Raw genomic sequence first — 26,663 nt, forward strand, 5'->3', positions numbered from 1 at the left:
GATGAGCGCTCCTCACACCAATATCGCCGAAGGTGCGGTTCCGTTCTCGTTCAAGCGCGAACTGCTGGCCGCCCTTCCGGGCCTGCGCGCCTTTGCCGTTTCGCTGTCACGCCGTCACGACCGGGCCGACGACCTGGTTCAGGAAACGGTGATGAAGGCCTGGGGCAAACAGGAAAGCTTTCAGCCCGGCACCAACATGCGTGCCTGGCTGTTCACCATCCTGCGCAACGAATTCTACAGCCAGATGCGCCGGAAGGGCAGGGAACTGCCCGATCCCGACGGGGTTTTCGCGGGCAATCTCGCCACCCATCCCGAACAATATGGCAAGCTCGACATGGAAGACTTCAAGGTCGCCCTCGATAGCCTGCCGGACGACCAGCGCGAGGCGATCATCCTGATCGGCGCGTCGGGCTTTGCCTATGAGGAGGCCGCCGAAATCGCAGGCGTCGCCGTGGGCACCATCAAGAGCCGCGTCAACCGTGCCCGCATCCGGCTGCGCGAACTGCTCGAGGTGAACGGCGAAAGCGATTACGGCCCCGACTCCACCTCGGCATTGCTCGTCAACAAGTCCTTCGCCGGGCGGTAGGCTTCCCGCCCGGTCGCGAATACCGCCCCGGTTCCGACAACAAGATCTCTCCCCCGTCGGGGGCAACGGCAAGGCCACCCGCTTGCCGAGGGTTTTCGTGCGCCTTTCGCGCAGGCGGGGCGGGTGCGGGGACGGGGAATGTCCGCTCTCGGGCTTCCGTCCGGACCTTCAGCCCCGGTCCGGACGGGTCATGGCGAGCGGCTGGACCCAGCTGTCATAGTCCGCCTCGACGATGCCCGCCGCGAGGGCGGCCTGGCGCAGGGTCGAGCCCGTGGCATGCGCCTGCTTGGCGATCTTCGCCGCCCGGTCATAGCCCACATGCGGGGCAAGCGCGGTCACCAGCATCAGCGACTGTTCCATCAGCGCTTCGATGCGCGCGCGGTCGGGTTCGATCCCGGCCACGCAATGGTCGGTGAAGGACCGTGCCGCATCGCCGATGAGGCGGATCGACTGCAGCACGTTGAACACGATCACCGGCTTGAAGACGTTGAGTTCGAAATTGCCCTGGCTGCCGGCGAAGGTGACGGTCACATGGTTGCCCATCACCTGCGCGCAGACCATGGTCATGGCCTCGCACTGGGTCGGATTGACCTTGCCCGGCATGATCGACGAGCCCGGCTCGTTGGCGGGCAGCATCAGCTCGCCCAGGCCCGAGCGCGGGCCCGACCCCAGGAAGCGGATGTCCTGGGCGATCTTGTAGAGGCTCGCCGCCAGCGTGTTGAGCGCGCCCGAGAGTTCCACCATCGCGTCATGGGCGGCGATCGCCTCGAACGGATTGGCGGCGCTGGTGAAGGGAAGGCCAGCCAGATGCGCCACATGGGCGGCAAACCGCACGCCGAACCCGTCCGGCGCGTTGAGGCCGGTGCCGACCGCCGTTGCCCCCTGGGCGAGCGGATAAAGCCGCGGCAGGCAGGCCTCGAGCCGGTCCATGCCGGCGCTGACCTGGGCGGCATAGCCGGAAAATTCCTGCCCCAGCGTGATCGGCGTGGCATCCTGAAGATGGGTGCGGCCGAGCTTGACGATCTCATTCCAATCCCTGCTCTTGCCGTCGAGCGCGGCATGGAGATGCATGAGTGCCGGCATCAGGCCGCCTGAAAGCTCGCGGACGGCGGCGATGTGCATGGCCGAGGGGAAGCTGTCATTGGAGGATTGCGAACGGTTGACGTGGTCGTTCGGGTGCACCGGCGACTTCGCTCCCGGCGTTCCGCCGAGCGCGATGTTGGCGCGATTGGCGATTACCTCGTTGACATTCATGTTGGTCTGCGTGCCCGACCCGGTCTGCCACACCTTCAGCGGAAAATGCGCGTCGAGCGTGCCGTCGGCGACTTCGCGCGCGGCGTCGGCGATGGCCTCGCCGATGTCGGGCTCGATCAGCCCCGCCTCCATGTTGGCAAGCACGGCCGCCTGCTTGACGAGGCCGAAGGCGTGAATGAGCGGCAGCGGCATGGTCTCGTCGCCGATCCGGAAATTGTGAAGGCTGCGCTGGGTCTGTGCGCCCCACAGGCGATCCTCCGGCACCTCGATCGGCCCGAACGTATCCGTTTCCGTGCGTGTTCCCGTCATCTTCAAGCCTTTCCGTGTCCTTCGCGCCGGCCCGTGCCGGCGAACCAGGTCTGTCGATCCGTGCCCAGGAGAAGGGTAAGCCCGCATCGCCCCGGGTCAAGCTTTCTCCCTGGTGCCGAGGCGCAGGATGGAACCTCCTCCGCGCAGCGGACGTTGACCGGCAGAGCCCTTTCAACACGGTAGCCACGGAGTTTGCGCAATGTATGTCTCTTTCAACGACTTGCGACACACGAGCCTGATGAATGGCGAGACCGACCTGGGGGGGCTGAGCGATCTCTATCTCGACGAACGCACCTGGCGGACCGATTATGTCGTGATCGACACCGGCGGCTGGTTTTCGTCCCATGCGGTGCTGATCGCCCCGGACCGGATCACCGCGGTCGAGCCCGAAAACCGGCTGATGACGACGGCGCTTACGCGCGCGGATCTCGAGGCGGCGCCGGCCGCCAGCACCCAGAAGACGGTGGGGGAGGTGATCGGCTCCGAGTGGCTGGTCGCAGCCGGCCAGCCCTTTTATGCCGCCGCCGGCTACATGGCGGTGTTGCCGCCGGCGATCCCGCGCAAGCCGGCCCAGCCCGCCGGCGCACATGACCCCGACGCCGTGGTTGACGGCGAACATATCCATCTGCGCAGCGCCAGGGAAATCCTGGGCTACGGCATCGAGGCGTCGGACGGGGCCATCGGCACCGTTGCCGACCTGATCCTCGACCCGGGGAATTTTCGCGTGGCGCTGATCGCGATCGACACCGGCAACTGGCTGCCCGGCCGGGTGGTGGTGCTCGATCCGAAATGGGCGAGTTCGGTGTCCTGGAACGACCGCGCGGTCCGCTTCGCCAAGATCCGTGAGGAAATCGAGGATGCGCCGGCGCTCGACGATCTCAGCGGTCTTGAACGCGGTTTCGAGGCCGAGCTTTACCGCTATTACGGCTATCCGAGGATGTGACCGGCTGCCACCGCCGGCGCAAACCGGCCCGGGTGGCGCAAGCAGGGAGACTTCTCGATGACGAACTTAAGCAACCAGACGATGATGCTTCGGCCGGCGGCCAAACCGGCTGAGGGCCGTGCGCCGGGCGCGCGTGCCGCTGTCCTTCTTCTTGCTGCCGGCCTCGCGCTCGCGCCGGGTGCGAGCTTCGCGCAGGCGCAGGCGACGCCGGAGCCGCAAGACCCGCCGATGGTCGACTGCACGCCCTCCGAACCTTTCGAGGGCGGCGAGGCGCAGCCCCGCGCCGACGCCGCGCCGGATGCCGACCTGACCGCCAAGCTCGACGCCTGCAATGGCGTGATTACGCCGCCGGCGGTGGGCGATTCTGACTTCACCGCGCCCGCGCCACCGATCGGCGACACACCGGTGATCGAACCCGAAGATCTGCCGCCGCAGACATCCGACTGACCGCGCCGGCCCCTCCCGTTCCGCGGGTGACGACAGCCCTAGCCGGCGCAACGAAAGGCACGCATGACCCACGAGACAAAACCGAAGACCGGCTGGGAGCTGGCAAGCCCCGGCGGGCGTCGCCGCGTGTCGGTCTGCGTCGTTTTCGCCGTGCTCGCGCTGCTTCTGCTGTTGCTGCCGGGCACGCTGCTGATGATTTTCGCGGGTGTGCTGTTGGCGATCCTGCTTCGGACCTGCGGGGCGGCGGCGGCCAAGGGCCTGCACATCCCTGCCGCCTGGGGCGTGGCCGCAGTTCTGCTCGCCGCGGTGGTCGGCGTCACGCTGGCGGGCATGGCGTTCGCGCCTTCGATCTCGGCCCAGCTCGACGAGCTGTGGCGGCAGGTCCCGAGTTCGCTCGACAGCTTGCGCCAGGAAGCCGAGCGCTATCAATGGGCGCAGGACCTGATCGCGCGCATCGGCGCGACCGACCTGTGGTCGCCGAGTTCCCGATCCGCGGCGACCAACGCGGTCACCAGTCTTTTCGGCTATCTCGGCAACGCCATCATCCTTTTGTTCATCGCCATCTACGGCGCGCTCGACCCACAGACCTATCGCCGGGGGTTTCTGGCCCTGTTCGCACCGTCGATCCGGGAGCGGGCGGACCATATGCTCTCGCGCGCCGTCGCCACGCTCAAGCAATGGCTGCTCGCCAAGCTGATCTCCATGTCGGTGGTCGGTGTGCTCACGGGCCTGGGCCTCTGGGTCGTGGGCGTCCCGCTCGCGCTGTTGCTCGGGCTGATTGCCGGGCTGCTCGCCTTCATCCCCAATTTCGGCCCGGTGCTCGCGGCCGCGCCTGGGGTGTTGCTGGCGGTGCCGGACGGCGCGCGGGTGGTGGCCCTGGTGGTCGGCGTCTATCTCGCGGTGCAACTGCTCGAAAGCTATGTGATCACGCCGCTGGTGCAGCAGCGCACCGTGGCGCTGCCGCCGCTTCTGGTGATTTCCGCGCAGCTCCTGTTCGGCTCGCTGTTCGGCCTGATCGGGCTGGCGCTGGCCACACCGCTGACGGCGCTCGCCCTGCGGCTGATTTCGGACCTCTATGTGAAGACCTATCTCGAAGACGACCCGCCCGCTGATCTCGCCTGAGTCGGCGGGCCTGATCGCCGGCCGCTCAGGTTCGCGGTCGGCCGCGGCGCTTGCAGATCCGCGATCTCCGGACATCGGGAATGGGTGCAGCGCCCGCCGCACATCACCGCATGCCCCTTGCGAGATTGCAGCGTCCGTCGCGTCGCGCTCCGTCCCGTTCCTGCGTGCCACACCCCGTGACGGTCTCGCGACCCAGGCGCTGTCGGCGGCGGCGCTGTCCGGGCAGTTGACAAGCCGAGATGTCAGCTTGTATATTCTATAGAATGCAGAATGTGCAGCACGACCAAGGAGGATGTTATCGTGGCACGTATTCATGAGAGGAGCCTGACCAGGCGCAGGAGCATGCTTGCCGGAATGGCCGGATCGCTGGTTCTGGCGGCGATGCCGCTGGCGCCCGCCCTGGCCCAGGAAGGGCTCGGGACCGCGGAGGAGCCGGTCGAGGTCCGCATCATCGCCAACGAGGCCTTTGCCAATAGCTGGCAGACGCTGCTGGTGCCGGAATTCAACAAGAAATTCCCCAATGTGAAGGTCACCTTCGACGGCGTGCCCTATACCGAGCTTCTGGCCAAGATGATGCTGGACGCCACCAGCCCGCAGCCCGAATACGACATCCTTCTCGTCGACGATCCGTGGGTGCCGCAACTCGCCGAGATCGGCGCACTTGCGGATCTCAAGGGCGAGAAGGTCGCGGCCCTGACCGACAGCGACTATGACTGGGACGATTTCAACGCCGCGCCGCTGGCCGCCGGAGACTGGAAGGGCACGCAATATGCCGTGCCGGTCCGCTCCAACGTCCTGCTCCGGTTCTACAACCGCTCGCTCTACAAGGCCGCCGGCCTGCCCGAGCCGACGCCTGAGCAGACCTGGGGCGAATTCTTCGCCGATGCCGAGAAGCTGGTGCGCGACACCAATGGAGACGGCAAGGCCGATGTCTGGGCGGTCGACACCTATTTCGTGCGCGAACCGCTGACGCCGACGATCTGGCAGTCGATCCTCAACGCCAATGGGGGCAGCCTGCTCGACGGCAGCGGTGCGCCGGCCTTCGCCAACGAGATCGGCGCCAAGTCGCTCGAAACCCACAAGCGGTTGCTCGATTACGCGCCGCCCGGTGCGCTCGGCCACGGCTTCTCGGACTCGCTGCAGGCCTTCCGCCAGGGCCTCGTCGCCAACCTGTTCAACTGGGGCAGCGTCTACAAGTCGACCGCCGTCGATCCGAAATCGACGACGCTCACCGTCGACGAGGTCGGCATCCAGGTCCTGCCCGTGGGCGACGCCCATGCGGGCACCCATCGCGGCATCTGGATCGCCGGCATCTCCAGCAAGACCGAGAAGCTCGAGGCCTCCTGGGCCTTCCTGCAGTGGCTGACGTCCAAGCAGGGCGAGAGCGTCAACGCCTCGCTGGCGGGCTCCTTCCCGGCGCGCAAGTCGACGCTCACCGGAACGCCGGCGGAGCCGTGGCTCGGCCCGGTCTACCAGGCCCTGCAGCATGCCTATGAAACGGCGGCAAGCGGGGAGATGTGGCGCATCCGCAGCCCCAAATCCGATGCCGCGCAGCAGGTCCTTGCCGACGAGATCGCCCGCGGGCTCGCCGGGCAGGCAACGGCCGAGGAGGCGCTCGCCACCGCCGCCGAAAAGATCGCCAAGGTGCTCGACTAGGCCCGGGCGGTGCCGGCAGCGCGGGCGGGCCTGCGCAAAACGGACACGGGCGGCCGCCGCCCGCGTCCCCGGTCCCCGCGGCCTTGCCGCGCCGGACCCCTGATACTCTTGTGCAACCGGCGACGAGGCCAGGCACGACGCATCCATGACGCGTGCCGCAGGCTTGGTGCGCCCAGGGCGGAATGACCAAGCCCGTTCTTGATTGGGGACTATGATGCCGACGAAAGCGATTGTCAGTGAGGTGAAGACGCTGTCCTGCAGCAACTCCTGGCGCAACTACTTCTTCCTGAAGATCACCACCGAGGACGGCATTACCGGCTGGAGCGAGTACGACGAGAATTTCGGCTCGCCCGGTGTCTCGGCCGTCATCGCGGAACTCGCCCACCGCCTGATCGGCCAGAGCGCCTTCACCCATGAGCACATCCGCGAGGACCTGCGCAACGTCACCCGCCCGGGCTCGGGCGGTGTGGTCGGCCAGGCGCTGGGCGCGATCGAGAATGCGCTGCTCGACATCAAGGCCAAGGCGCTCGACGTGCCCTGCCACGTGCTGCTCGGCGGCAAGGTCCGCGACCGGATCCGGGTCTACTGGTCGCACTGCGTCTCCTATCGCACCCGCACCGAGCATTTCACCCCCGGCATCACCGACATCGGGGGCGTGCGCCAGATCGCCCGTGAGGTCGGCGAGAAGGGCTTCACCGCGCTCAAGACCAACATCTTCCACTATGATGAACAAGATCGCATCGAGGGCTGGTCGCCGGGCTTCAGCCGCCCGCACGAGCCCGGCCGCAATGTCGAGCGCAAGACCCGCACGGACCTGCGCAAGCATTTGCAAATCATGCGCGAGGAGGCGGGACCGGACATCGACATCCTGCTCGACCTCAATTTCAACGGCAAGACCGACGGCTTCGTCAGCATGCTGCGCGAGATCGAGGATCTGGACCTGTTCTGGGTCGAGCTCGACACGCTCGATCCCAAGGCGCTCGCCTATATCCGCTCGAAGAGCCGGCATCCGATCGCCTCCTGCGAGACGCTGATCGGGCTGCAGCAGTTCCTGCCGTTCTTCCGCGAGCAGGCCGTCGACGTGGCGATCATCGACACGCCCTGGAATGGCGTCTGGCAGTCGCTCAAGATCGCGGCCGCCGCGGAGGCCCATGAGGTCAATGTCGCGAGCCACAATTTCTACGGCCATCTCTGCACGATGATGAACGCCCATTTCAGCGCCGTCGTGCCGAACATGCGCATCATGGAAATCGACATCGATCGCATCGCCTGGGATTCCGAGATCTTCACCCACGAGCCCGAGATCCGCGACGGCTATCTGGTCCTGCCCGACCGGCCGGGCTGGGGCACGGAGCCGATCGAGGCGGCGCTTGCGAAACATCCGCCGCTGCCCACGCTCGGCATGCCGAAGCGGGTTTCGATCCCGCGGCTTTCGCTGTAGCGGTGAGGCTGCGCCGGCAATCCCGCGAGCAGGAAAGAGTGCAATGACCGAACCTGTCGACGTCCTCATCATCGGGGCAGGCGCCTCGGGCGCGGCGGTGGCCTGGAGCCTCGCCGACACCCGCATGCGTGTCCTCTGCCTGGAGCAGGGGGACTGGGTCAATCCGTCGACGCTGCCGAGCGCAGGGATGGATTGGGAGGCCCGGACCCTTGGCGATGCGGCGATCAGCCCCAACCGGCGCAAGCTAGCCGCCGACTACCCGGTCAATGACGACGACTCGCCGATCAAGATCGCCAATTTCAACGGCGTCGGCGGCGGTACGGTGTTTTACGCCGCGCATTTCCCGCGCCTGCACCCGTCCGATTTCCGGGTGCGCAGCCTCGACGGCGTCGCCGACGACTGGCCGATCGATTATGCCACGCTCGCGCCGTTCTACGACATGAACGACCGCATGATGGGGGTGTCGAGCCTTGCCGGCGACCCGGCCTATCCTCCCAAGCCGTCGGTGATGCCGCCCATTCCCATGGGCCGCACCGGCGAGCGGCTGGGAGCCGCCATGAACAGCCTCGGCTGGCACTGGTGGCCCTCCGATGCGGCGATCGCCACCGAGACATACGAGGGGCGCGCGCCCTGCATCAATCTCGGCCAGTGCGGCTCGGGCTGCGCGCAGGGCGCCAAGGGCAGCACCGACGTGACCTACTGGCCCGAGGCGATCCGGGCGCGGGTCGAGTTGCGCACCCGCTGCCGCGTGAGCCGCATTGAAACCGATGCCTCCGGAATGGCGACCGGCGCACATTACATCGATGCCGAGGGCAAGGAGCAGTTCCAGCCGGCCGAGATCGTGATCCTCGCCTCGAACGGCATCGGCACGCCGCGGCTCCTGCTCAACTCCGCCTCCGCCCGCTTCCCCGATGGCCTCGCCAATTCCTCGGGCCTGGTCGGCAAGAACCTAATGCTGCATCCCTATGCGCAGGTCCGCGGCCATTTCGACGAGCCGCTCGACGGCTATCGCGGCCCGCCGATCTGCACCTGGAGCATGGAGTTCTACGAGACCGATCCGGCCCGCGATTTCGTGCGCGGCTACTGCTTCCAGTTCTCGCGCGGGCTCGGCCCGGCGCGCGCGGCGATCAACGGCATGGCCGACGGGCTGATCCCCTGGGGCGAGGGCCATCACGCGGCCTTCCGCCGTCTGTTCGAGCACAGCGCCGGCATGGTCTCTGTCTGCGAGGACCTGCCCGAGGAGACCAACCGGGTGACCCTCGATCCGGTGCTCACGGATTCGGACGGCATTCCGGCCGCCAGGATCACCTACCGGCTGTCGGAGAATTCGCGTCGCATGCTCGACCATTCGGTGGCCCGCGGCATCGAGATCCTCAAAGCCGCAGGCGCGCGCGACATCACCAGCAAGGCGCCGCTGCCCTATGCCGGCTGGCATCTGCTCGGCACCGCGCGCATGGGTACGGACCCCGAAACCTCGGTGGTCAATCCCTGGGGCCGCAGCCACGACGTCAAGAACCTGTTCATCGTCGACGGCAGCGTGTTCGTGACCTCCGGCGGCGTCAATCCGACCTCGACGATCCAGGCCTTCGCGCTCTATGTGGCCGACCAGATCAAGACCCGGATCTACGATCTTTTCGAGTGAGATGACCATGAGCACCACCCAGACCGGACATGACGCCGCCCTTTCGGAGACCGAGCGCGACACCCTGCGGCTGGTGGCGGGGCACATGATCCCGGCCAGCGACGCCTACGGCGTGCCCGGCGCGGACGATCCGGAAATCTTCGCCGACATCCTGCGCTCGCTCGACCGCGATGTTGAGAAAGTGCGGGAAGCGCTGCAGGTGCTCGCGCAGGAGGAGCTGGCGGCGCTTGAAGACGATGCGCGCGCGGCCCGGCTCGCCGCGTTCCGCGCCGCGCGCCCGGAGCTGGCGGGCGTTCTCGAACTGGCGGTGGCGCGCTGCTACTACCGCGACGACCGCGTGATGACGGCGATCGGCATGGAGCCGCGCCCGCCGTTTCCGCTGGGCTACGAGGTTCCACAGGGCGATCTCGCCCTGCTCGATCCGGTGCGGGCGCGTGGCCCGATCTACCGGGATGCAGGCTAGCAGGGAGGGAGCAGCATGATGACCGAGACGGACAAGACGGCCGCCCGCAGGGCACCCGTGAAAAACCCGAAACGCCCCGCGCCTCGACGCGGACGCACCACCGACCTGATGGTGCGCTGGTCGTTCATGTTCCCGGCGGTCCTGCTCTTGGTCACGCTGCTTGCCTATCCGATCTTCTACACCATCGACATCAGTTTCTCGCGCTTCGACATCGCCACCTTCGGCGCGGCGGAGTTCGTGGGCTGGGACAATTACCGCGAGGTGATCGGCGACTACCGCTTCTGGGAATCGCTGAAGGTGACGATGATCTATCTCGCCTTCGCGCTGCCGCTGCAGGTCGTGCTCGGCTTCGGCATCGCCTATCTCATCAATGTCGAATGGGCCGGGCGCGGCGTGATCCGGGCGCTGTTCATCATCCCGATGGTGGTCGCCCCCGTTGTCGCCGGCGGCATGTGGCGCATGATCCTCGATCCGCTCTGGGGCATCATGAATTACTGGCTGGGCCTGATCGGCGTGGGGCCGATGGACTGGTTCGGCGATCCCGGCCTTGCCATGGCCTCGATCATCATCATCGACACCTGGCGCTGGACGCCCTTCATCGTGCTGATCGCCACCGCGGCGCTGCTGGCGCTGCCGAAGGACGTGTTCGAGGCGGCCCGGATCGACGGCGCCAACTGGTGGTCGACGCTCTGGTCGGTCGCAGTTCCGCTGCTGGTGCCGGTGATCGCGGCCACCTTCGTGATCCGCTGGCTCGGCGCGGTCAAGATGTTCGATATCGTGCTCGCCGCCACCTATGGCGGGCCGGGCAAGGCCACCAACGTGATCAACCTGTTCATCTACGAGGAAGCGTTCCGCTCGCTGCGCTTTGCCGAATCGGCCGCCATGGCGGTGATCGTGCTGGTGCTGACGATGGTGCTGACCGGGCTGTTCCTGCGCGCCAGCCGCAAACTGGAGGAGCTGTTTTGACCGCGCTCGCCGTTTCCCGCCCGCGCCGGTCTTCGCGCGGCGCGCTCGCCACCCGGCTCAGGATTGTCGCCGGCGTCGCCGTCAGCGTGATCTTCCTGTTCCCGATCTACTGGATGATCCTGACCTCGTTCAAGGACCAGGTCGATATCTTCACCACCCCGCCGAAATTCCTCTTCACCCCCACGCTTGCGGCCTATGCCGAGTACATGCAGCGCGCCGACATCGTCAAACGGCTGATCAACACCGTCATCGTCGCCACCGGCGCGGGGCTGCTGTCGATCGTGGTGGGCACCATGGCAGGCTATGCGCTGGCCCGCATCCGGCTCAGGGGCGCGGCGACCTTCGGGCTGCTGATCCTGTTGTCGCGCGGGGTGCCGCCGATCGCGCTTGCGGTGCCGATGTTCCTCGTCGCCCGCAAGCTCGGCGTGATCGACAAGCACATCACCCTGATCCTCGCCTACAGCACCTTCCTGATCCCCTATGTGATGTGGCTGATGCGCAGCTTCTTCATGGCGCTGCCGCGCGAACTGGAAGAGTCGGCGATGATCGACGGCTGTTCCCGCTACGGCGCCTTCTTCAAGATCATCGTGCCGATCTCGCTGCCGGGCCTGTTGTCGACGCTGATCTTCTCGATGATCCTCGCCTGGGAAGAACTTCTGTTCGCGCTGGTGCTGACCAGCCGCCATGCCTCGACCATTCCGGTGGCGATCGCCGGCATTGCCGGGGACACGGTCAACGGCGCCAACTGGGCGGCGCTGACCGCGGTGGGCACCATCACCGTCATCCCCGTCGTCGTGTTTGCACTTCTGGTTCAGAAATGGCTGATTAAGGGCTTGGCAGAGGGAGCGACGAAGGGCTAGGCGCCAGGCCTGCCCTTCACAACCGAGAGTGGACCCAGCGATGGCAAACCCGACCACCTACATGACCAAGGCCGAACTGGCCCGGCGTCACATCCAGGCGATGATCCTGAACGGCACCGTCGGCCCCGGCGACCGCATCACCACGCGCGAGGTCTCGACCGCGCTCGGCATCAGCGAGACGCCGATCCGCGAGGCGATCCGCGGGCTCGCCTCGGAAGGCTGGCTCGAGGTGCAGAACCATATCGGCGCCGTGGTGCAGGGGCTCAAGGCCGAGCAGATCCGCGAGATCAGCGCCCTGCGCGGGCTGGTCTGCGGCCTGGCGATCGAATTGGGCGCGGCCAATTTCGACACCGCCCGGCTCGACGAGATCGACCGCAGCATCGCCGACTATGCGGCAGCCCTCGAGCGCAAGGATTACGACGCGGTGGCCAGGACCAATTACGAGTTCCACGAACTGCTCTGCGACAATCCGCAATCGCCCGGCTGCCACCGGCTGATCGAGAACATGCATGGCCAGATGTCGGCCCAGCGCCACGGCATCCCGCCGCAGCACGGGCGGCTGAGCGATGCTCTCGAAGAGCACAAGCGCATCCGCGACATGCTGCGCGCGGGCGATTTCAGGGGGGCTGCCGAGATGGTCAAGCAGCACGAGAAGAACACCGGAGACTTCCTGATCGAGATGATCGGACGGACTTCGGATGCAGCAAATCCAGGGGCGGCCTGACGGCCGGCCGCAGCTCCGGCCCCAAGGCCGGGCGATCAACGGGAGGAGTTCTCAATGGGTACAGTGCAAATCCGCGACGTGCGCAAGTCCTTCGGCACGTTCGAGGTGCTTCACGGCGTCTCGATCGATATCGAGGATGGCGAGTTCGTCGCCCTTGTCGGCCCGTCGGGATGCGGAAAATCGACCCTTCTCAGGATGATCGCCGGGCTCGAGGACATCACGGCCGGCGAGATCGTGATCGGCGACCGGGTGGTCAACGACGTCGCCCCCAAGGACCGCGACATCGCCATGGTGTTCCAGAACTACGCGCTCTACCCGCACAAGAACGTGCGCGACAACATGGGCTTCGCACTGCGCCAGCGCCGGGTGTCCAAACGCGAGATCACGGAGCGGGTCGAGGAGGCTGCGCGCATCCTCGGGCTCGAGCCGTTGCTCGACCGCAAGCCGCGCCAACTCTCCGGCGGCCAGCGCCAGCGCGTCGCCATGGGCCGGGCGATCGTGCGCAATCCCAACGTGTTCCTGTTCGACGAGCCGCTCTCGAACCTTGATGCCAAGCTCCGCGTGCAGATGCGCTCCGAGATCAAGGAACTGCACCAGCGGCTCAAGACCACGACGATCTACGTCACCCACGACCAGATCGAGGCGATGACGCTCGCCGACCGGGTGGTGGTGATGAATGGCGGCGTGATTGAGCAGGTGGGCGCGCCGCTCGACCTCTACGATCGTCCGGCAAGCCTGTTCGTGGCCGCCTTCATCGGCTCGCCGCCGATGAATTTCTTCGAAGGCGATTTCGTCGACCCCACCACGTTTGCGCTCGCTGACGGCACCCGGCTCAAGCTGCCGGTGCCCGATCCGAAGGGGCGCAGGCATGGCACCATCGGCGTGCGCCCCGAGCATTTCACGCTCGAACAGAGCGGGTGGCCGGCAACGGTTTCGGTGGTCGAGCCGACCGGCTCGGAAACGCAGATCACCGCCCGGCTCGCCGGGCGTAGCATCCGCGTGCTGATCCGCGGCCGCACCGCGACCAGGCCCGGCGAGGCCATCCATCTGGGTGTCGAGCCGGAGCTGATCCATTTCTTCGATGCCGCGCCGGTGCCGGCGCTGGCCGAGATGGAAGACGTCGCCTGACCCGGCGTGGGGGGCCGGGCCAGGCGGGCCGTTCCGCGTCCGGCGGGCCGGGCGGATTAGCGTGTGAACCTGAGCGGCACGGAGAACGGCCAGGTCGACCGCCCCGCGTTCGACGGGATCTGCGGGAACGGCGCTGCGCGGCGCACGGCATCGGCCGCGGCGCCGTCGAGCACCGGCGAGCCTGAACTGCGCGCGATGCGGATGCCGCTGACGCCGCCATTGGCGCTGACGACGAAGGACACCACGACATCGCCGCGCACGCCCCGGCGCTTGGCTTCGTTCGGATAGCGCAGCGACCGGCGAAGCTTGGAGGCGACCTTGCCGGGGTAATTGGACACCGCCGCATTGCCGGCGGCGGTGGTGCGCGTGGCGTCTGCCGATCCGCTCGCAGCACGGCTTGCGGTCACGGCCTGCTTGCCGCCGTCGCCGGCCTTCGCGGCCTTCCTGCTCGGGCTCTTGGGCTCCGGCTTTGGCGTCTCGGTCTTCTTCGGCGCCGGTTTCTCCACCTTGGCGGTCTCGGTCTTCGGCGGTGCGGGGCGGGGCACCGGCACCGGCACGATCTCGGGCAGGGCGAGTTCCGGTTCGGGATCATCGACCGGCTCGATCTCGCTTGGCTCTGGCAGCGCCGCAAGGTCCTCCGAGGCCGCCGGCAGGGCGGCGACCAGCGACGGGGCGGTCGTCGCCTCGGGCGTCGGCGCCAACTCCGCGACAGGGTCCGGCCGGGCGAGGTCGGGGGTCTCCTCGGTCGCGGGCGTCAGGGCCTCGGCCGGCGGGGTCTCGACGGCGGTCAGCGTGTCTTCGACCGGCTGGAGTTCGCTCGGGGCCTCGGTCGACTTGATCACCGTCTCCGGATCGCCCGCCATCAGGCTGTCCTCGAAGGCGGTGCCGATGACGAGTTCGCTCATCTCCGCGCCGCCGGCGATCTGCACCTCGGGCTCCGGCGGCATGAAGATCGCGGCGGTCGCCACATGGGCCACCAGCGAAAGCGTGACCGCTGTCACGAGTTTGGGTCGGGTCAGTTTCATTCCGGGCGCCGCTCCGCGATCAGGACAATCTCGTCGACGCCGGCCTTGCGCAAGGCGTCCAGGCTGTCGAGCAGGTCGAGCGCCGGCAGCGTGCGGTCTGCGGCAATCCGGAGCGGCCGCGGCGGCGCGGCCTCGTCCTGCAGTCCCTGCCAGCGCGCGACATGCTCCTCGACCGCCATCGGCTCGCCGCGCCAGGTGAGCGTCCCGTCGGCGCGCACGAACAGCATGTCCGGCGGCGCCGCCGGATCGGTGGCCGCAAGCGTGATGAAATCGACGTCCCTGTCGGGCGCGGGCGCCAACGTGCCGGCGGCCAGGAAGAAGATCAGCATCAGGAACACGACATTGATCAGCGCCACGGTGTTTTCCGGCTTGCGCGAGGGCCGGGCAGGTGCGATCCGCATCATTTCTTCCGCCTCGCGACCGTGAGCGTCATCTGTGACTTGCGGGCCTCGGCCATGGCCGTGACGAAATCCTGCGAGGCGGCGTCGGCTTCGACCACCACCAGCACATGCGCCGCGCCGGCCTCCTTCAGCTCGCCGAGCCTGGTTTCGATCTCTTCGGGCAGGGTGGAGGTGCCGTTGAGCCGGACCTCGTCGCGCCCGACCGAAAGGATGACGTCCGGCTTGCCCTGCGCCGTGCTCGTCCCGCCGCCGCCCGCGACTCCGATTTCGGCATAGCGGGAGAAGGTCGACGACAGCATGAAGAACAGCAGCAGCAGGAAGATCACGTCGATCAACGGCGTGAGCGACAGCCTCGACCGCTTCCGGATGGGAGCCTCAATGTGCAAGCAGGGCCTCCCCGGAGAGAGCCTGGTCGCGTGCGGACGGCGTGTGCGGCGCGGAGCCCGAGAGAATGTCGGTGGTCAGCGTCTGGATGGCGATGCGCTCATGCTCGATGCGGGTCTCGAACCAGGTCAGGATCATCGACACCGGCATGGCGACGGCGAGGCCGGCCGCGGTGGTCAGCAGCGCCACCCAGATGCCGCCGGCGAGCACCGAGGGATCGACAGCATTGCCGGCCGACTGAAGTTCCTTGAACGCGTCAATCATGCCGAGCACGGTGCCGAACAGGCCGAGCAGCGGCGCCAGCTGGGCCACCGCGTCGAGAAAGCGCAGGCCCGACTGAAGATCGTGCAGCCGCTCGGTGGCGAGCCGCGCCACCTGTTCCTCGATCGCCGGCTTGTCGAGCCGCCTGGCGCTGACCAGCGAGATCGCCTGCGCCACGGCTTCCGCGGCGGGGTTGCGGCCCCGTGCGGCAAGCTCGTAGGCCTCGCGGGCGCGTCCTTCGGCAAACAGCCGCACCGCCTGCTCCGACCGGCCGCGCGAGCCCACGCCCCCGCGCGTGAACTGGAACACCTTCACCATGATCACCGCCAGGCTCAGCACCGATCCGACCATGAGGATTGCCACCACCGGCCCGCCGAGATCGAGGAGGGAGCCGAGACGCGAAACGAAGGAGTCGGGGATGGGCATCGGGTGGCCTTTCAGCGGTTACCGGCCGAAGTCGATGGCGGCGCGGTTGGTGGTGGTAAACTGGGCGCGGCACTGTTCGAGCGCGATCCCGTCGCCGGCGCAGCGCGCCACGGCATTGACGAGGATCCGAGACAGCGCGGCGCAATCGGTCTGCGGCAGGTCGAAGCGCCGCACCAGGGTCTTGCCGGCGGGCAGGACGCCGAAATCGAGCACCGTCATCAGGCCGATCAGCCCGGCGGTGTCGAAGGTCACGAGTTCGAAGGCGGCTTCGTCGAGCGGGGCCTTAAAGCCGTTGACGGCGACCATGGTCGCGCGGCAGGCGGCACCGTTCTGTTCGAGCTTGTTGAGTTCGAGCGAAAGGCCGGCGCTGGCCGGCCTTTCCTCGGTTGCGGTGGCCGGCGCCGGCGACAATGTCGCCAGCGCCAGGACCGAGACCATGCAGAGGGACGCGCGTCGCATGCTCACCACCCGAATTTCTTCGCGAGCGAGATCTTGAAGGTGCGGCCCTTGGCGTAGTCGTTGTTGAGGAATTCCTTGTAGTTCTCGTCAAACAGGTTGTCGACGCCGAGCTGCGCCTCCCAACCCTTGAACTGGCCGTCCTGCGGCTTCCAGTTGAGATAGATGTCGTGGACATTGAAGGATTCGGAGAACCGGCTGGGGCTGGCGCCCACGCAGGTCACCGGCGTTGCCGAGTCGCGGCAGGAATCCTGCGGGCCGGCGACGATCCGGGATTTCCAGCCGAATTCGATATCCCGGTCCGGCAGGCGTCCGCCGACGGTGAAGGCGAATTCGTCCGGTGCCACGGTGGTCAGGTTCGCATCCGAGCTCACGTCGCGGCCGATCACATGGGAATAGCCCGCCGAAGCGAAGACATATTCCGAATCGTAGGCCACCTCGATCTCGACGCCGTGAATGCGCGCGCGATCGACGTTGTAATAACCTTCCACATTGTTGAATCCGGCCGTCAGGTTCGGATTGAGGGCGATCAGGTCGTCGATCGAGTTGTGGAAATAGGTGGTCTTCATCTGCACGCTGTCGCCGGGGCGGATCATGTCGTAGCCCGACAGCGCGATGCCGCCTTCCCAGTTGTTCGACTTTTCCTTTTTCAGGCCGAAGCTCGGCAGGAACACCGACCGGCTCGACGTCGTCGAGAACACCTCGTCGATGGTGGGGAAGCGCTCGGTGTGGGCGAACGAGCCGAAGATGGCGACCGTGTCGTTGAACCGGTAGTGGGCGGCGATCTTCGGCGAGATGGCGGTGTCGGTGAAGTCGCCGGTGACGCCGGTCGAGGCGCCCGGCGAAAGCCGGCGGGTGTCGAAGCGAACGCCGGGAATCAGCGTGAACTTCTCGTCCCAGACGAATTCGTTCTGCACGAAGATGCCGTTGCGCAGGTCTTCGCCCTCGGGGTGGAAGCCGATGCCGGTCGCCGTGCCCGTGAGCACTTCGGCGGTGCGTTCCTGGTGGGCGAACTGCCAGCCGTAGCTGAGATAGTTGTCCCAGCTGTCGCCGTGGAATTCGGAGGTGTTCTCGATGTTGAACTGGGCGGTGAGATAGCCGTAGTCGGTGTCGCAGAACAGCGAGCTGGTGGCACAGGTCAGGCCCATCGTCGGGTTGCCGGTGGCATTGCGCTGCTTGGTCTTGGTGTTGGAGTAGGAGGCCGACACCTTCACGTCCAGCCAGTCATTGTCCGAGAAGGGGTTCTCGTAGGAGGCGACGAAGGTGTCGTCGACCACATGGCGGTCGACCAGGCCGAACATCGGTCCGCCCATGATGATCGTGTCGGTGCCCGACTGCGCGTAGTCCTGCTGGTCGGCATCGGAGTCCCAGCGCTGGTAGGACAGCCGCATCCGGCCCTCGTCGCCGACATTGGCGGTCACCTTGGCAAGGCCCGACCAGGTGTCGAAGAAGGAGGAGCGGACCTCGGTTCCGTCGCCGGTGGTGTAGTTGTCGGCGGTGCGGTAGTTGCCGGTCACCAGGAATTCCGCATCGGGGCTGAGCCGCTGCGCCAGCACGAAGGAGCTGAGCCAGCCCTGTTCGTTGGAGGAGTAGCTGCCCTTCACCCGGAACGCGCCGTTCTGTCCCGGCTCGATGAAGTCGGAGGCGTCCTTGGTGGTGAAATTGATCACGCCGCCGAGTGCGCCGGAGCCATAGAGCGTCGAGGAGGCGGGACCGCGCAGCACTTCCACGCTCTTGTAGAGTTCCGGATCGGAGAAGAACCCGCCCATCCGGTACTGCTCGTAGAACTTGTTGACGCCGTCGATGTTGACGATGATGCGGCCTTCCTCGCCGGCGGTCTCGGGTGCGCCGACGCCGCGAATGTTGAAGGTCTGGCCGAAGGCGCGGTCGGAGCCGGAGGTGTTGACGCCGGGAATGCGCTTGAGAATGTCGCCGACCAGGGTGGCCTGCTCGCTGTCGATGTCGTCCTGGCCGACGACGCTCACGGCCTGGGGCGTGTCGATCGCCACCTTTTCACGGCCGGCGCCGACGACCATCCGCTGCAGCATCGTGGTGCCCGCGGTCTGGCTGGCTGCTTCCGCACCGGCTGCCTGATCTGATGTCTCCTGAGCCCGGACCTGTCCCGTTGCCCCCATGATTAACGCAATCCCGCACATCAGATGTGCGCTGCGCCGCTTCGCCAAACCCATGACCCTGCTCCTGTTGAAGATGGTGAGTGCTGGCTGGCGTCGGCTTGCTCGCATTCAGAGTGAGCTAAACATGATTTTTCAACTCAACTATTGTGCTCGATATAAAACATGATAAATCATGTCAAGAAATAACGAACGACCACACCAACCCTCGCCCAGCCAGCCTGCCGCCAGCCCCGCGAGACGAGGGAAATTCCCGCAATGACCACGACCAAGACCCACACACCAGAACATGCCAAGCCGTCTTTGGCGGCGCCGCCTGTTTCAGCCGAAACCGCCCATGCGCCGCAGCTGCCGGTGTTCGACACGCGCAACCTGTTCGGCGCCGCCAGCGAGATCGGAATCGTGCATCAGGGATCCCTCTACCGGCTGAAGATCACCCGGCAAGGCAAATTGATTCTCAACAAGTAAGAGGGCTCGGCAATGACACAGACACGCGACTCGGCGGCCATCAGGGCGGCGCAGGCGGAAAACCCCAAGCTGCGCGCGCGCGATCTGGCGACGCAGCTCGGCATCGACGAGGCGACCTATGTGGCGGCCTGGTGCGGGCACGGGACGACCCGGCTCGCCGTCGATTTCAATGCGCTGTTTCCGGCCCTGGAATCGCTCGGCGAAGTGCTGGCTCTGACCCGCAACGAAAGCGCCGTGCACGAGAAGAGCGGCGTCTACGACAAGTTCCATGGCGGCAAGGTCGCGGCCATGATGCTCGGTGAAGCCATCGACATGCGCATGTTCCCCAAGCACTGGGTCCACGGCTTCGCGGTGGAAACGCGCGATGGCGACAGCGTGCGCAACTCGCTGCAGTTCTTCGACGCCCATGGCGACGCCGTCCACAAGATTCATGCCCGTCCCGCCACCGACATGGACGCCTGGCACCGGCTGGTGGCCGCCTTCACCCATGACGACCAGTCCGACACCGTGGTACTCGAGGAAAAGGCCGAGGTGGAAAAGCCCGTGGCCGAAATCCCGGTCACCGAGCTGCGCGACCGCTGGAGCCGCATGACCGATGCCCACCAGTTCGTCCCGCTTCTGCGCAAACTCGGTCTCGAGCGCATTGAAGCCGTGCGCGAAGTCGGCGAGGACTTCGCCTGGCAACTCGACACCTCGTCGGTGGCGGCGATGCTCAACCTGTCGGCGAACGAGAAGCTGCCGATCATGTGCTTCGTGGGCAACAAGGGCTGCATCCAGATCCACTCCGGGCCGGTCGAGACCATCAAGGAAATCGGCCCCTGGATCAATGTGCTCGATCCCGGCTTCAACCTTCACCTGCGCCAGGACCACGTCAAGGAAGTCTGGGCCGTGCGCAAGCCGATCGACACCGGGCACGTGACCTCGCTCGAGGCCTACAACAAGGACGGCGAACTGATCGTCCAGTTCTTCGGCAAGCGCATCGAAGGCGAGGACGAGCGCGAAAGCTGGCGCATGATCATGGAACAGCTGCCGCGGATCCGGACGGAAAGGGCGGCCTGAGATGCGCATGGCCCTGTTCGCCCCCCTGAGCCGGCGCCGCCTGATCGGCGGCGTCATCGCCGCCGCGGCCCTTGCTGCTGCTGCCGCGCCTGCGCGCGCGGACGGGCCGCAACGCGTTGTCGTCATCGGCGGTTCTCTGACCGAGATCGTCTATGCGCTCGGCGAAGAGGACCGGCTGATCGCCCGCGACACCACCAGCGTCTTTCCCGAAGCCGCCGCGAAGCTGCCCGATGTCGGCTATATCCGCCAGCTCTCGCCCGAAGGGGTGCTGTCGGTCGGTCCCGACATGATCGTCGCCCTTGAGGGTTTCGGTCCGCCGGAGGCCGCGAGCGTGATCCAGCAGGCCGGCATCCCGGTCACCGTGATCCCCGACGGCTATGACAGCCAGTCGATCCTCGACAAGATCCGGCTTACCGCGAAAGCCTTCGGCCGCGAAGAGGCGGGCGAGGAACTGGCCGGCAAGGTCGGTGCCGATCTCGCCGCCGCCGAAGCCGCCGCAGCCGGCATCGCCGATAAGCGCCGGGTGCTGTTCCTGCTCTCCGTCCAGGGCGGACGCCTGATGGCGAGCGGCGGCAACACCCATGCCGCGGGCATCATCGCGCTTGCGGGCGGGGTCAACGCCATGAGCGGTTTTGACGGCTACAAGGAGGTTTCCAACGAAGCCGTGATCGAGGCCGCGCCGGACCTGATCCTGCGCATGCGCGGCGGGCGTGATCCCTCCTCCGATGCCGAGGTGCTGGCGCATCCGGCCATCGCCGCCACTCCCGCCGGCAAGGCAGGCAAGGTGATCGGCATGGACGGGCTCTACATTCTCGGCTTCGGGCCGCGCACGGCGCAGGCCGCGCGCGAGCTCGGCGAGGCGCTGTATGGCGACGTTCCGGCGGCCGGCAATTGAGATGCTCCAGCGTGTCTCGTCCTTGAAGGCCGCGCCGGCCTGGCAGCCGCGCCTTGCGGGTGACCGCTCGGCGCGTGCCCGGCTCGCGCTGGGCCTGCTCTGTGTGCTGCTTATGCTGACCATGGGGCTGTCGTTGCAGGTCGGCGCCTTCGACGCGCCCACCCTGCGCGTGCTGATGGCTTCGGTCGGTCTCAACGACGGCGAGGGCCTTCAGGCGGTCGATCGCATCGTCATCACCAGCATCCGCCTGCCGCGGGTGATCATGGGCGCGATGGTCGGTGCCTCGCTCGCCGTCTCAGGCGCGGTGATGCAGGGTCTGTTCCGCAATCCGCTGGCCGACCCCGGCATTGTCGGCGTCTCCGCCGGCGCAAGCCTGGGCGCGGTCGCCGTGATCGTCCTCGGCGGCACCCTGCTGTCCTCCTTTGCCAGTCTCGCGGGCGCCAATGCGCTGCCGTTCGCGGCCTTTCTGGGCGGTCTCGCCTCGACCTACATCCTCTACAGCATCGCCACCCGCGAGGGCCGCACCTCGGTGGCCACGATGCTGCTCGCCGGCATCGCGCTCGGCGCCTTCGCGCTGGCGATCACCGGGCTGATGATCTTCATCGCCGATGATCTGCAGCTGCGGCAGATCTCCTTCTGGGGCCTGGGGTCGCTCGCCGGCGCCACCTGGGAGAAGGTGGTTTCGATCCTTCCGATCATCCTGCCCGCGCTTGTCGCGAGCTTCTACCTCGCCCGCGGCCTCAATGCGCTCGCTTTCGGCGAAGCGGCGGCGGTGCACATGGGCATCTCTTTGCAGTCGGTCAAGAACACGGCGATCTTCGCGATCGCCGCCGCCACCGGCGCCTCGGTCGCCGTCTCCGGCGGTATCGGCTTCGTCGGCATCATCGTCCCGCATGTGCTCAGGCTGATGATCGGGCCGGACCACCGCTACCTGCTGCCGGCCTCCGCGCTGCTCGGCGCGTCGTTCCTGCTGCTGGCCGATTGCGTGAGCCGCAGCATCGTGCCGCCGGCGGAATTGCCGATCGGCATCGTCACCGCGGCCATCGGCGCGCCGTTCTTCCTGTGGATCTTGCTGCGCCGGCGCGGCATCATCGACCTTTGAGGAGCCAGCCCATGGTGGAAGCCCAGCACCTGAGCGTGCGCTATGGAGACCACGTGATCCTGCGCGATATCGGCTTTTGGGCCGAGGCGGGGCAGGTGACCGTGATCGCGGGGCCGAACGGCTCGGGCAAGACCACACTCATGAAGGCGCTGTGCGGCGACCTGCCTTACAGCGGTGTGATCCGCTTGAACGGCCGCGACATTGCCGGCCTGAAGCCGCACGAGATGGCTGCCCATCGCGGCGTGCTGGCCCAGGAAACCACGCTGAGCTTTCCCTTTACCGTGGCCGAAGTGGTGCGCATTGGCATTTCCGCCGTGAACGGCCCAGCCAGGGACCGCGCCTTCCGGGACCGCCGCGTCAGCGAAGCGCTGGCCGCGGTCGATCTCGATGGCTTCGCCGGCCGCTTCTACCAGGAGCTTTCCGGCGGCGAGCGCCAGCGCGTGCAACTGGCCCGCGTGCTCTGCCAGATCTGGGAGCCGGTCGACGAGGACGGCCCGCGCTGGCTGTTCCTCGACGAGCCGGTGTCGAGCCTCGACATCCGCCACCAGATCGACGTCATGGAGCTTGCCGCCGACTACGCCGCCCGCGGCGGCGGCGTGATCGCGGTGATGCACGATCTCAATCTCTCCGCGATGTTCGCCGACCGCGTGACGCTGCTGGCCGGTGGCTCCGTCGTCGCCGCCGGGCCGCCCGACGACGTGATGACCGACGAAGCGCTGTCACGGACATTCGGCTGCCGGCTGCGGGTCGGCGTGCGCCCGGCCAACGATCTCTTCGTGCTGCCGCAATCGGTCACTGCCCGCTCCGCGGTCACCTGACCGGCAGCCACGCTCCGGCACGGCCAACCCGGCTGTCCGGGCGGTCGCCGGGGGCACGCGACAAGCGCTCCCGCTGCCAGTAGGCAGGCGGGGACGGCAGAGCTATGATGGACGACAGGTCGCATGTCTTTTGCCGCCGGTGAGGCGCAGGCTGCGGTCGGAGAGCGTCCGTCCGATGAATGCCCTGATCCACAATCGTCTCGCCGCGCTGTTGCTGGCCGTCGCCGCGCTGGGCCTGGCCGTTGGCCTTGTGCTGCTGGCCGCAGGCATGCCGGAGCGGGCGGCGCTGGCCTGGGTCGCGGGCGTGCTGCCGGTGCTCGCGGTGCTGGTCGTCGAGATCGGGCGCAGCCTCCTGCGCGGCGACCTCGGGCTCGACATCGTCGCCGCGCTGTCGATGTCGGCGGCGCTGGTGTTCGGCGAAACGCTGGCCGCGGCCGTGGTCGCGGTGATGTATTCGGGCGGCACCTTTCTCGAAAGCTTCGCCGAGGGCCGCGCCCGGCGGGAGATGAGCGATCTGTTGTCGCGCGTGCCACGGGTGGCGACGCGACGGCGGGCGGATACGCTCGAGGAAATCCCGCTCGACGACATCGCCATCGGCGATCTGCTGCTGATCCGTCACGGCGACGTCGCACCCGTCGACGGCATGGTCGAAAGCGAACAGGCGATCCTCGACCAGTCGGCGCTCACCGGCGAATCGCTTCCCATCCGGCTCGGGCGCGGCGAGGACGTGATGAGCGGCTCGACCAATTCCGGCGATGCCTTCGACTTGCGGGTCAAGCGGCGTGCCGCCGACAGCACCTATGCCGGCATCGTCCGGCTGGTCGAGACGGCGCAGGCCTCGAAGGCGCCGATGTCGCGGCTCGCCGATCGCTGGTCGATGCTGTTCCTGCTTGCAACCATCGTCATCGCCGCCGCCGCCTGGGCACAGACCGGAGACCCGATCCGCGCGGTCGCGGTGCTGGTGGTGGCCACGCCCTGTCCGCTCATTCTCGCCGTCCCCGTGGCGCTGGTGGCCGGCCTGTCGCGCGCCGCCCGCTTCGGCGTCCTGATCAAGGGCGCCAAGCCGCTCGAATGGCTGGCGCGGATCACCACGCTGATCCTCGACAAGACCGGCACGCTGACCGACGGCCGGCCGCAGATCGTGTCGATCGAGACCGCGGGCGGCTGGCGCGAGGACCAGGTGCTGCAATTCGCCGCCGCGCTCGACCAGGCCTCGAAACACCCCATTGCCCAGGCGATCGTCGAGGCGGCGCGCGCGCGGGGCCTCTCCCTGCCTGTGCCGCAGCGGGTGGTCGAGACCGCCGGGGAAGGCCTTGCCGGCGAGGTCGCGGGCCACGCGGTGCTGGTGGGCGGCGCGGGCTTCGTGGCCGGCCGTCTCGGCCAGGGTGCGAATGGCACGGTTGCCGCCACGGGCTCGGTGGTGGTCGCCGTCGGTGTCGACGGCAGGCCCGCGGGGCATCTGGTCATGGCGGATGCGCTGCGACCGGGCACGGCCGAACTGCTTGCGGGTTTGCGCTCGCTCGGGATCGAACGCATCCTGCTTGCCACCGGCGACCGCCGCGCGGTGGCGGACGCGATCACCCGCGATCTCGGGCTCGACGGGGTGCGCAGCGAGCTTACGCCGGACCAGAAGGTGCTGCTGGTCCTGAGCGAGCGCAAGAACGGCCCGGTGATGATGGTGGGCGACGGGGTCAACGACGCGCCGGCGCTCGCTGCCGCCGATATCGGGGTTGCCATGGGCGCCCGTGGTGCCGCGGCTTCCGCCGAGGCCGCCGATGTCGTGCTGCTGGTCGATCATCTCGACCGTCTGCTGCCGGGCATCGAGGTGGCGCAGCGCGCGCGACAGATCGCGTTGCAGAGCGTCGCGGTGGGGATCGGCCTGTCGGTAATCGGCATGATCGCCGCCGCCTTCGGTTACCTCTCGCCCGTCGAAGGCGCGCTGCTGCAGGAACTCATCGATGTCGGCGTGATCCTGAACGCGCTCCGGGCGCTGAAGATCCGGCCCGTCCACACCGGAACACCGCTCGAAGCCGCGCCTCTGCCCTGACGGGCCGTGCCGCGCGGGCGCGCCCGAAACTTGCGCTCCGATCCCGCTTTCCGGCCTTGTCCTGTCGCAAGCCTGATCTTTCGATGGAACTTCGGCCACAGTTGGGGGTTATCCGCCTGTTGCAACACAGGAGACAGACCATGAAACACCTTTTGCTGGCCACACTCTTGCTCGGGCTCGGTGCCTGCACGGCGACCGAAAGGGGAGCGGCCATCGGCGGCGTCTCCGGCGCTGCAATCGGTGGAGCCGTATCCGGCGATATCCGCGGCGCAGCCGTGGGCGGCGCAGTCGGCACGGTTGCAGGCGCGCTGATCGGCAACGCCCGCGAACCCGGCCAGTGCTACTATCGCGACCGCAACGGCCGGCGCTACACCGCGGCCTGCCCGTAAGCCCGCGATACGCACCCGCAGGACATGGAAAAGGCCCGGCGAACCCCGGGCCTTTTCTGTTTCCGCCTGTCTTCCGAAGGCTGATCACGGGTGTCAGCCGCAGGCCGCTGACCTGGAGCACCGCGCTTGTTTTTGACGCGCACAGCGCGTCCGTTCTCATCGAAAGAAACCCGATCTCATCGAAACCGGGTCCTGGTCCTCTCGTCGGCGCCAGGCGATTTTTGCCTGACTGCACCCGCGGGTCTAGTGCAGCAGCCGGGTGTCGCGCGCGGCGCTGGTATCGTGGGGGCCGGGCAGATCGTGCAGCGAGCCATCGACTCCTTGGCGGCGCATCACCAGACGGCTCCGGTCGGTAATCTTCCCGTGGGTGCCGGCCTTGACGGCCGTCACCGCGAGATAAAGGCTCGCATAGGACGCCACCAGGCGCCCATCCACCACCACGGCCCAGCCATCGGACTGGGGAATGAAATCATAAACACGCTGTTGCATCGGGGGTCTCCTCGCCACGCCTGAACGGCAGGACGAAAAACGGCTGAGCCGGATATTTGTTCCCGCGCACCTGGTCGTTTTCACGCATTCCCGTCGGCGGATTTTTCGCGTATTTTCCGGGCTCTTGCCGGGTTGGGGCGAGGAGGACTGGCGAGCGCGCCAAAAAGGACCTGGGCCACGGATCTTTCCGGGGCGCGGGGAATTGATCTTTCACCGAGAAAGGAGTCCGACATGGATGACCATGAACACAGCATTCGCCAACGTGCCTATGAGATCTGGGAATCGGAAGGCCGGCCCGCCGGCCGCGCAACCCATCACTGGGAGCAGGCGCGCGCGGAACTGAGCGAGGCCCGCGCCCAGGCCACGGCCGCGCCGGCGGCAAAAGCCCCGAAGAAGCCGGCGGCGCCGAAATCCGCGGCCAAGGCCGGGACTGCCAAGCCGGCCGCCAAGGCCAAGGCCGGAAAGGCGGCGACGGGGCAAGTCGCGCCGGTCGATCGGGATCTTGCGGTGCTCGGCAAGAAGCCGACGGCCAAACGCAAGCCCGCCAAATCCTGACTGCCGCGCAGCCGGTCCCGATGCTCCGGCCGCGGGACCGATAAGCCAGGCTCAGGCCAGCGGAGCGCAACCGCCCCGATGGCGCCGCGCGGCATCCCTGCCGCGGGATCGGATTTGCATGCTCCGTCTCTTTTTGTGCCCTATCCGGGACGGGTGGAGCCCCGCCGGGCGCGGCCCCTCCAGGCTGCTGCACAGGGCGGGCATGCTGGTCGGGG

The 26,663-nt window shown here is 67.3% G+C and carries 28 protein-coding genes; 20 read left to right on the top strand and 8 right to left on the bottom strand.

Annotation, left to right across the window (positions count from 1 at the left end):
- Position 1: 1 nt before the first annotated feature.
- Positions 2–586: an RNA polymerase sigma factor gene (locus tag AWJ14_RS13530; RefSeq protein WP_066180613.1), complete on the top strand. Its 585-nt coding sequence runs from the start codon at positions 2–4 to the stop codon at positions 584–586.
- A gap of 168 nt (positions 587–754) precedes the next feature.
- Here the strand turns inward: AWJ14_RS13530 and fumC are convergent, their stop codons facing one another.
- The gene (gene fumC / locus AWJ14_RS13535) at positions 755–2,149 is read right to left on the bottom strand and encodes a class II fumarate hydratase (RefSeq protein ID WP_066180090.1); all 1,395 of its coding nucleotides are present in this window, start codon (positions 2,147–2,149) and stop codon (positions 755–757) included.
- Positions 2,150–2,348: 199 nt separating this feature from the next.
- Here fumC and AWJ14_RS13540 point away from each other — a divergent pair, with 199 nt between their 5' ends.
- The 11 genes from AWJ14_RS13540 to AWJ14_RS13590 all read left to right on the top strand — a co-directional run bounded on the left by AWJ14_RS13540 (position 2,349) and on the right by AWJ14_RS13590 (position 13,541).
- On the top strand, positions 2,349–3,092 hold the full coding sequence (locus AWJ14_RS13540) for a PRC-barrel domain-containing protein (protein WP_066180092.1): 744 nt from the start codon (positions 2,349–2,351) through the stop codon (positions 3,090–3,092).
- A 57-nt stretch (positions 3,093–3,149) separates the two neighbouring features.
- Complete coding sequence (locus AWJ14_RS13545) at positions 3,150–3,539, top strand: hypothetical protein (protein WP_139112650.1); 390 nt, start codon at positions 3,150–3,152, stop codon at positions 3,537–3,539.
- Positions 3,540–3,602: 63 nt separating this feature from the next.
- Entirely contained in the window at positions 3,603–4,661 is a 1,059-nt protein-coding gene (locus AWJ14_RS13550; protein ID WP_066180094.1) for an AI-2E family transporter, read from the top strand.
- 300 nt (positions 4,662–4,961) lie between these two features.
- Positions 4,962–6,317 carry an ABC transporter substrate-binding protein gene (locus AWJ14_RS13555; RefSeq protein ID WP_245304277.1) on the top strand — a complete coding sequence of 452 codons (1,356 nt, stop codon included), beginning with the start codon at positions 4,962–4,964 and terminating at the stop codon, positions 6,315–6,317.
- Between the two features lie 214 nt (positions 6,318–6,531).
- A complete protein-coding gene (locus AWJ14_RS13560; protein WP_066180621.1) occupies positions 6,532–7,758 on the top strand; it encodes a mandelate racemase/muconate lactonizing enzyme family protein in 1,227 nt (408 codons plus the stop codon).
- Between the two features lie 43 nt (positions 7,759–7,801).
- Positions 7,802–9,400 (top strand): GMC family oxidoreductase, encoded by a 1,599-nt coding sequence (locus AWJ14_RS13565; RefSeq protein ID WP_066180097.1) that lies wholly within the window; start codon positions 7,802–7,804, stop codon positions 9,398–9,400.
- Positions 9,401–9,407: 7 nt separating this feature from the next.
- Positions 9,408–9,863: a hypothetical protein gene (locus tag AWJ14_RS13570; RefSeq protein WP_066180624.1), complete on the top strand. Its 456-nt coding sequence runs from the start codon at positions 9,408–9,410 to the stop codon at positions 9,861–9,863.
- 15 nt (positions 9,864–9,878) lie between these two features.
- Positions 9,879–10,829: a carbohydrate ABC transporter permease gene (locus AWJ14_RS13575; RefSeq protein ID WP_245304278.1), complete on the top strand. Its 951-nt coding sequence runs from the start codon at positions 9,879–9,881 to the stop codon at positions 10,827–10,829.
- Positions 10,826–11,689 carry a carbohydrate ABC transporter permease gene (locus tag AWJ14_RS13580; protein ID WP_066180099.1) on the top strand — a complete coding sequence of 288 codons (864 nt, stop codon included), beginning with the start codon at positions 10,826–10,828 and terminating at the stop codon, positions 11,687–11,689. Before AWJ14_RS13575 ends, AWJ14_RS13580 begins: the two co-directional genes overlap by 4 nt.
- A gap of 40 nt (positions 11,690–11,729) precedes the next feature.
- A complete protein-coding gene (locus AWJ14_RS13585; protein ID WP_066180101.1) occupies positions 11,730–12,413 on the top strand; it encodes a GntR family transcriptional regulator in 684 nt (227 codons plus the stop codon).
- A gap of 54 nt (positions 12,414–12,467) precedes the next feature.
- A complete protein-coding gene (locus tag AWJ14_RS13590) occupies positions 12,468–13,541 on the top strand; it encodes an ABC transporter ATP-binding protein (RefSeq protein ID WP_066180103.1) in 1,074 nt (357 codons plus the stop codon).
- Positions 13,542–13,597: 56 nt separating this feature from the next.
- On the opposite strand, the gene AWJ14_RS13595 is transcribed toward AWJ14_RS13590, so the two are convergent.
- From AWJ14_RS13595 to AWJ14_RS13620, 6 genes are read right to left on the bottom strand one after another with little or no spacing between them, the layout of a single operon-like run.
- A complete protein-coding gene (locus AWJ14_RS13595; RefSeq protein ID WP_066180105.1) occupies positions 13,598–14,566 on the bottom strand; it encodes a TonB family protein in 969 nt (322 codons plus the stop codon).
- Positions 14,563–14,970: an ExbD/TolR family protein gene (locus AWJ14_RS13600; RefSeq protein WP_066180107.1), complete on the bottom strand. Its 408-nt coding sequence runs from the start codon at positions 14,968–14,970 to the stop codon at positions 14,563–14,565. The genes AWJ14_RS13595 and AWJ14_RS13600 overlap by 4 nt, the downstream gene beginning before the upstream one ends.
- The gene (locus tag AWJ14_RS13605; RefSeq protein WP_066180109.1) at positions 14,967–15,353 is read right to left on the bottom strand and encodes an ExbD/TolR family protein; all 387 of its coding nucleotides are present in this window, start codon (positions 15,351–15,353) and stop codon (positions 14,967–14,969) included. Before AWJ14_RS13605 ends, AWJ14_RS13600 begins: the two co-directional genes overlap by 4 nt.
- On the bottom strand, positions 15,343–16,038 hold the full coding sequence (locus tag AWJ14_RS13610) for a MotA/TolQ/ExbB proton channel family protein (RefSeq protein WP_066180111.1): 696 nt from the start codon (positions 16,036–16,038) through the stop codon (positions 15,343–15,345). Before AWJ14_RS13610 ends, AWJ14_RS13605 begins: the two co-directional genes overlap by 11 nt.
- A gap of 18 nt (positions 16,039–16,056) precedes the next feature.
- A complete protein-coding gene (locus AWJ14_RS13615) occupies positions 16,057–16,497 on the bottom strand; it encodes a hypothetical protein (protein ID WP_066180113.1) in 441 nt (146 codons plus the stop codon).
- Between the two features lie 2 nt (positions 16,498–16,499).
- Positions 16,500–18,629: a TonB-dependent hemoglobin/transferrin/lactoferrin family receptor gene (locus AWJ14_RS13620; RefSeq protein ID WP_210183542.1), complete on the bottom strand. Its 2,130-nt coding sequence runs from the start codon at positions 18,627–18,629 to the stop codon at positions 16,500–16,502.
- 255 nt (positions 18,630–18,884) lie between these two features.
- On the opposite strand from AWJ14_RS13620, the gene hemP reads away from it, so the two are divergent.
- From hemP to AWJ14_RS13655, 7 genes are all read left to right on the top strand, one after another.
- The gene (hemP, locus tag AWJ14_RS13625) at positions 18,885–19,094 is read left to right on the top strand and encodes a hemin uptake protein HemP (RefSeq protein ID WP_066180117.1); all 210 of its coding nucleotides are present in this window, start codon (positions 18,885–18,887) and stop codon (positions 19,092–19,094) included.
- Between the two features lie 12 nt (positions 19,095–19,106).
- On the top strand, positions 19,107–20,153 hold the full coding sequence (locus AWJ14_RS13630) for a hemin-degrading factor (protein WP_066180119.1): 1,047 nt from the start codon (positions 19,107–19,109) through the stop codon (positions 20,151–20,153).
- A gap of 7 nt (positions 20,154–20,160) precedes the next feature.
- Positions 20,161–21,048: a heme/hemin ABC transporter substrate-binding protein gene (locus AWJ14_RS13635; protein ID WP_066180630.1), complete on the top strand. Its 888-nt coding sequence runs from the start codon at positions 20,161–20,163 to the stop codon at positions 21,046–21,048.
- A gap of 1 nt (position 21,049) precedes the next feature.
- The gene (locus tag AWJ14_RS13640; protein ID WP_066180121.1) at positions 21,050–22,150 is read left to right on the top strand and encodes a FecCD family ABC transporter permease; all 1,101 of its coding nucleotides are present in this window, start codon (positions 21,050–21,052) and stop codon (positions 22,148–22,150) included.
- Positions 22,151–22,161: 11 nt separating this feature from the next.
- A complete protein-coding gene (locus AWJ14_RS13645; protein ID WP_066180123.1) occupies positions 22,162–22,968 on the top strand; it encodes a heme ABC transporter ATP-binding protein in 807 nt (268 codons plus the stop codon).
- Between the two features lie 175 nt (positions 22,969–23,143).
- Entirely contained in the window at positions 23,144–25,015 is a 1,872-nt protein-coding gene (locus AWJ14_RS13650; protein ID WP_066180125.1) for a heavy metal translocating P-type ATPase, read from the top strand.
- Positions 25,016–25,155: 140 nt separating this feature from the next.
- Positions 25,156–25,404 (top strand): glycine zipper domain-containing protein, encoded by a 249-nt coding sequence (locus AWJ14_RS13655; RefSeq protein WP_066180128.1) that lies wholly within the window; start codon positions 25,156–25,158, stop codon positions 25,402–25,404.
- Positions 25,405–25,647: 243 nt separating this feature from the next.
- Here the strand turns inward: AWJ14_RS13655 and AWJ14_RS13660 are convergent, their stop codons facing one another.
- Positions 25,648–25,893 (bottom strand): hypothetical protein, encoded by a 246-nt coding sequence (locus AWJ14_RS13660; protein ID WP_066180130.1) that lies wholly within the window; start codon positions 25,891–25,893, stop codon positions 25,648–25,650.
- A gap of 231 nt (positions 25,894–26,124) precedes the next feature.
- Here AWJ14_RS13660 and AWJ14_RS13665 point away from each other — a divergent pair, with 231 nt between their 5' ends.
- Entirely contained in the window at positions 26,125–26,448 is a 324-nt protein-coding gene (locus tag AWJ14_RS13665) for a DUF2934 domain-containing protein (protein ID WP_066180133.1), read from the top strand.
- The last annotated feature ends 215 nt before the right edge of the window (positions 26,449–26,663 follow it).

The sequence above is a fragment of the Parahoeflea olei genome, from assembly GCF_001703635.1.
GTDB lineage: Bacteria > Pseudomonadota > Alphaproteobacteria > Rhizobiales > Rhizobiaceae > Hoeflea > Hoeflea olei.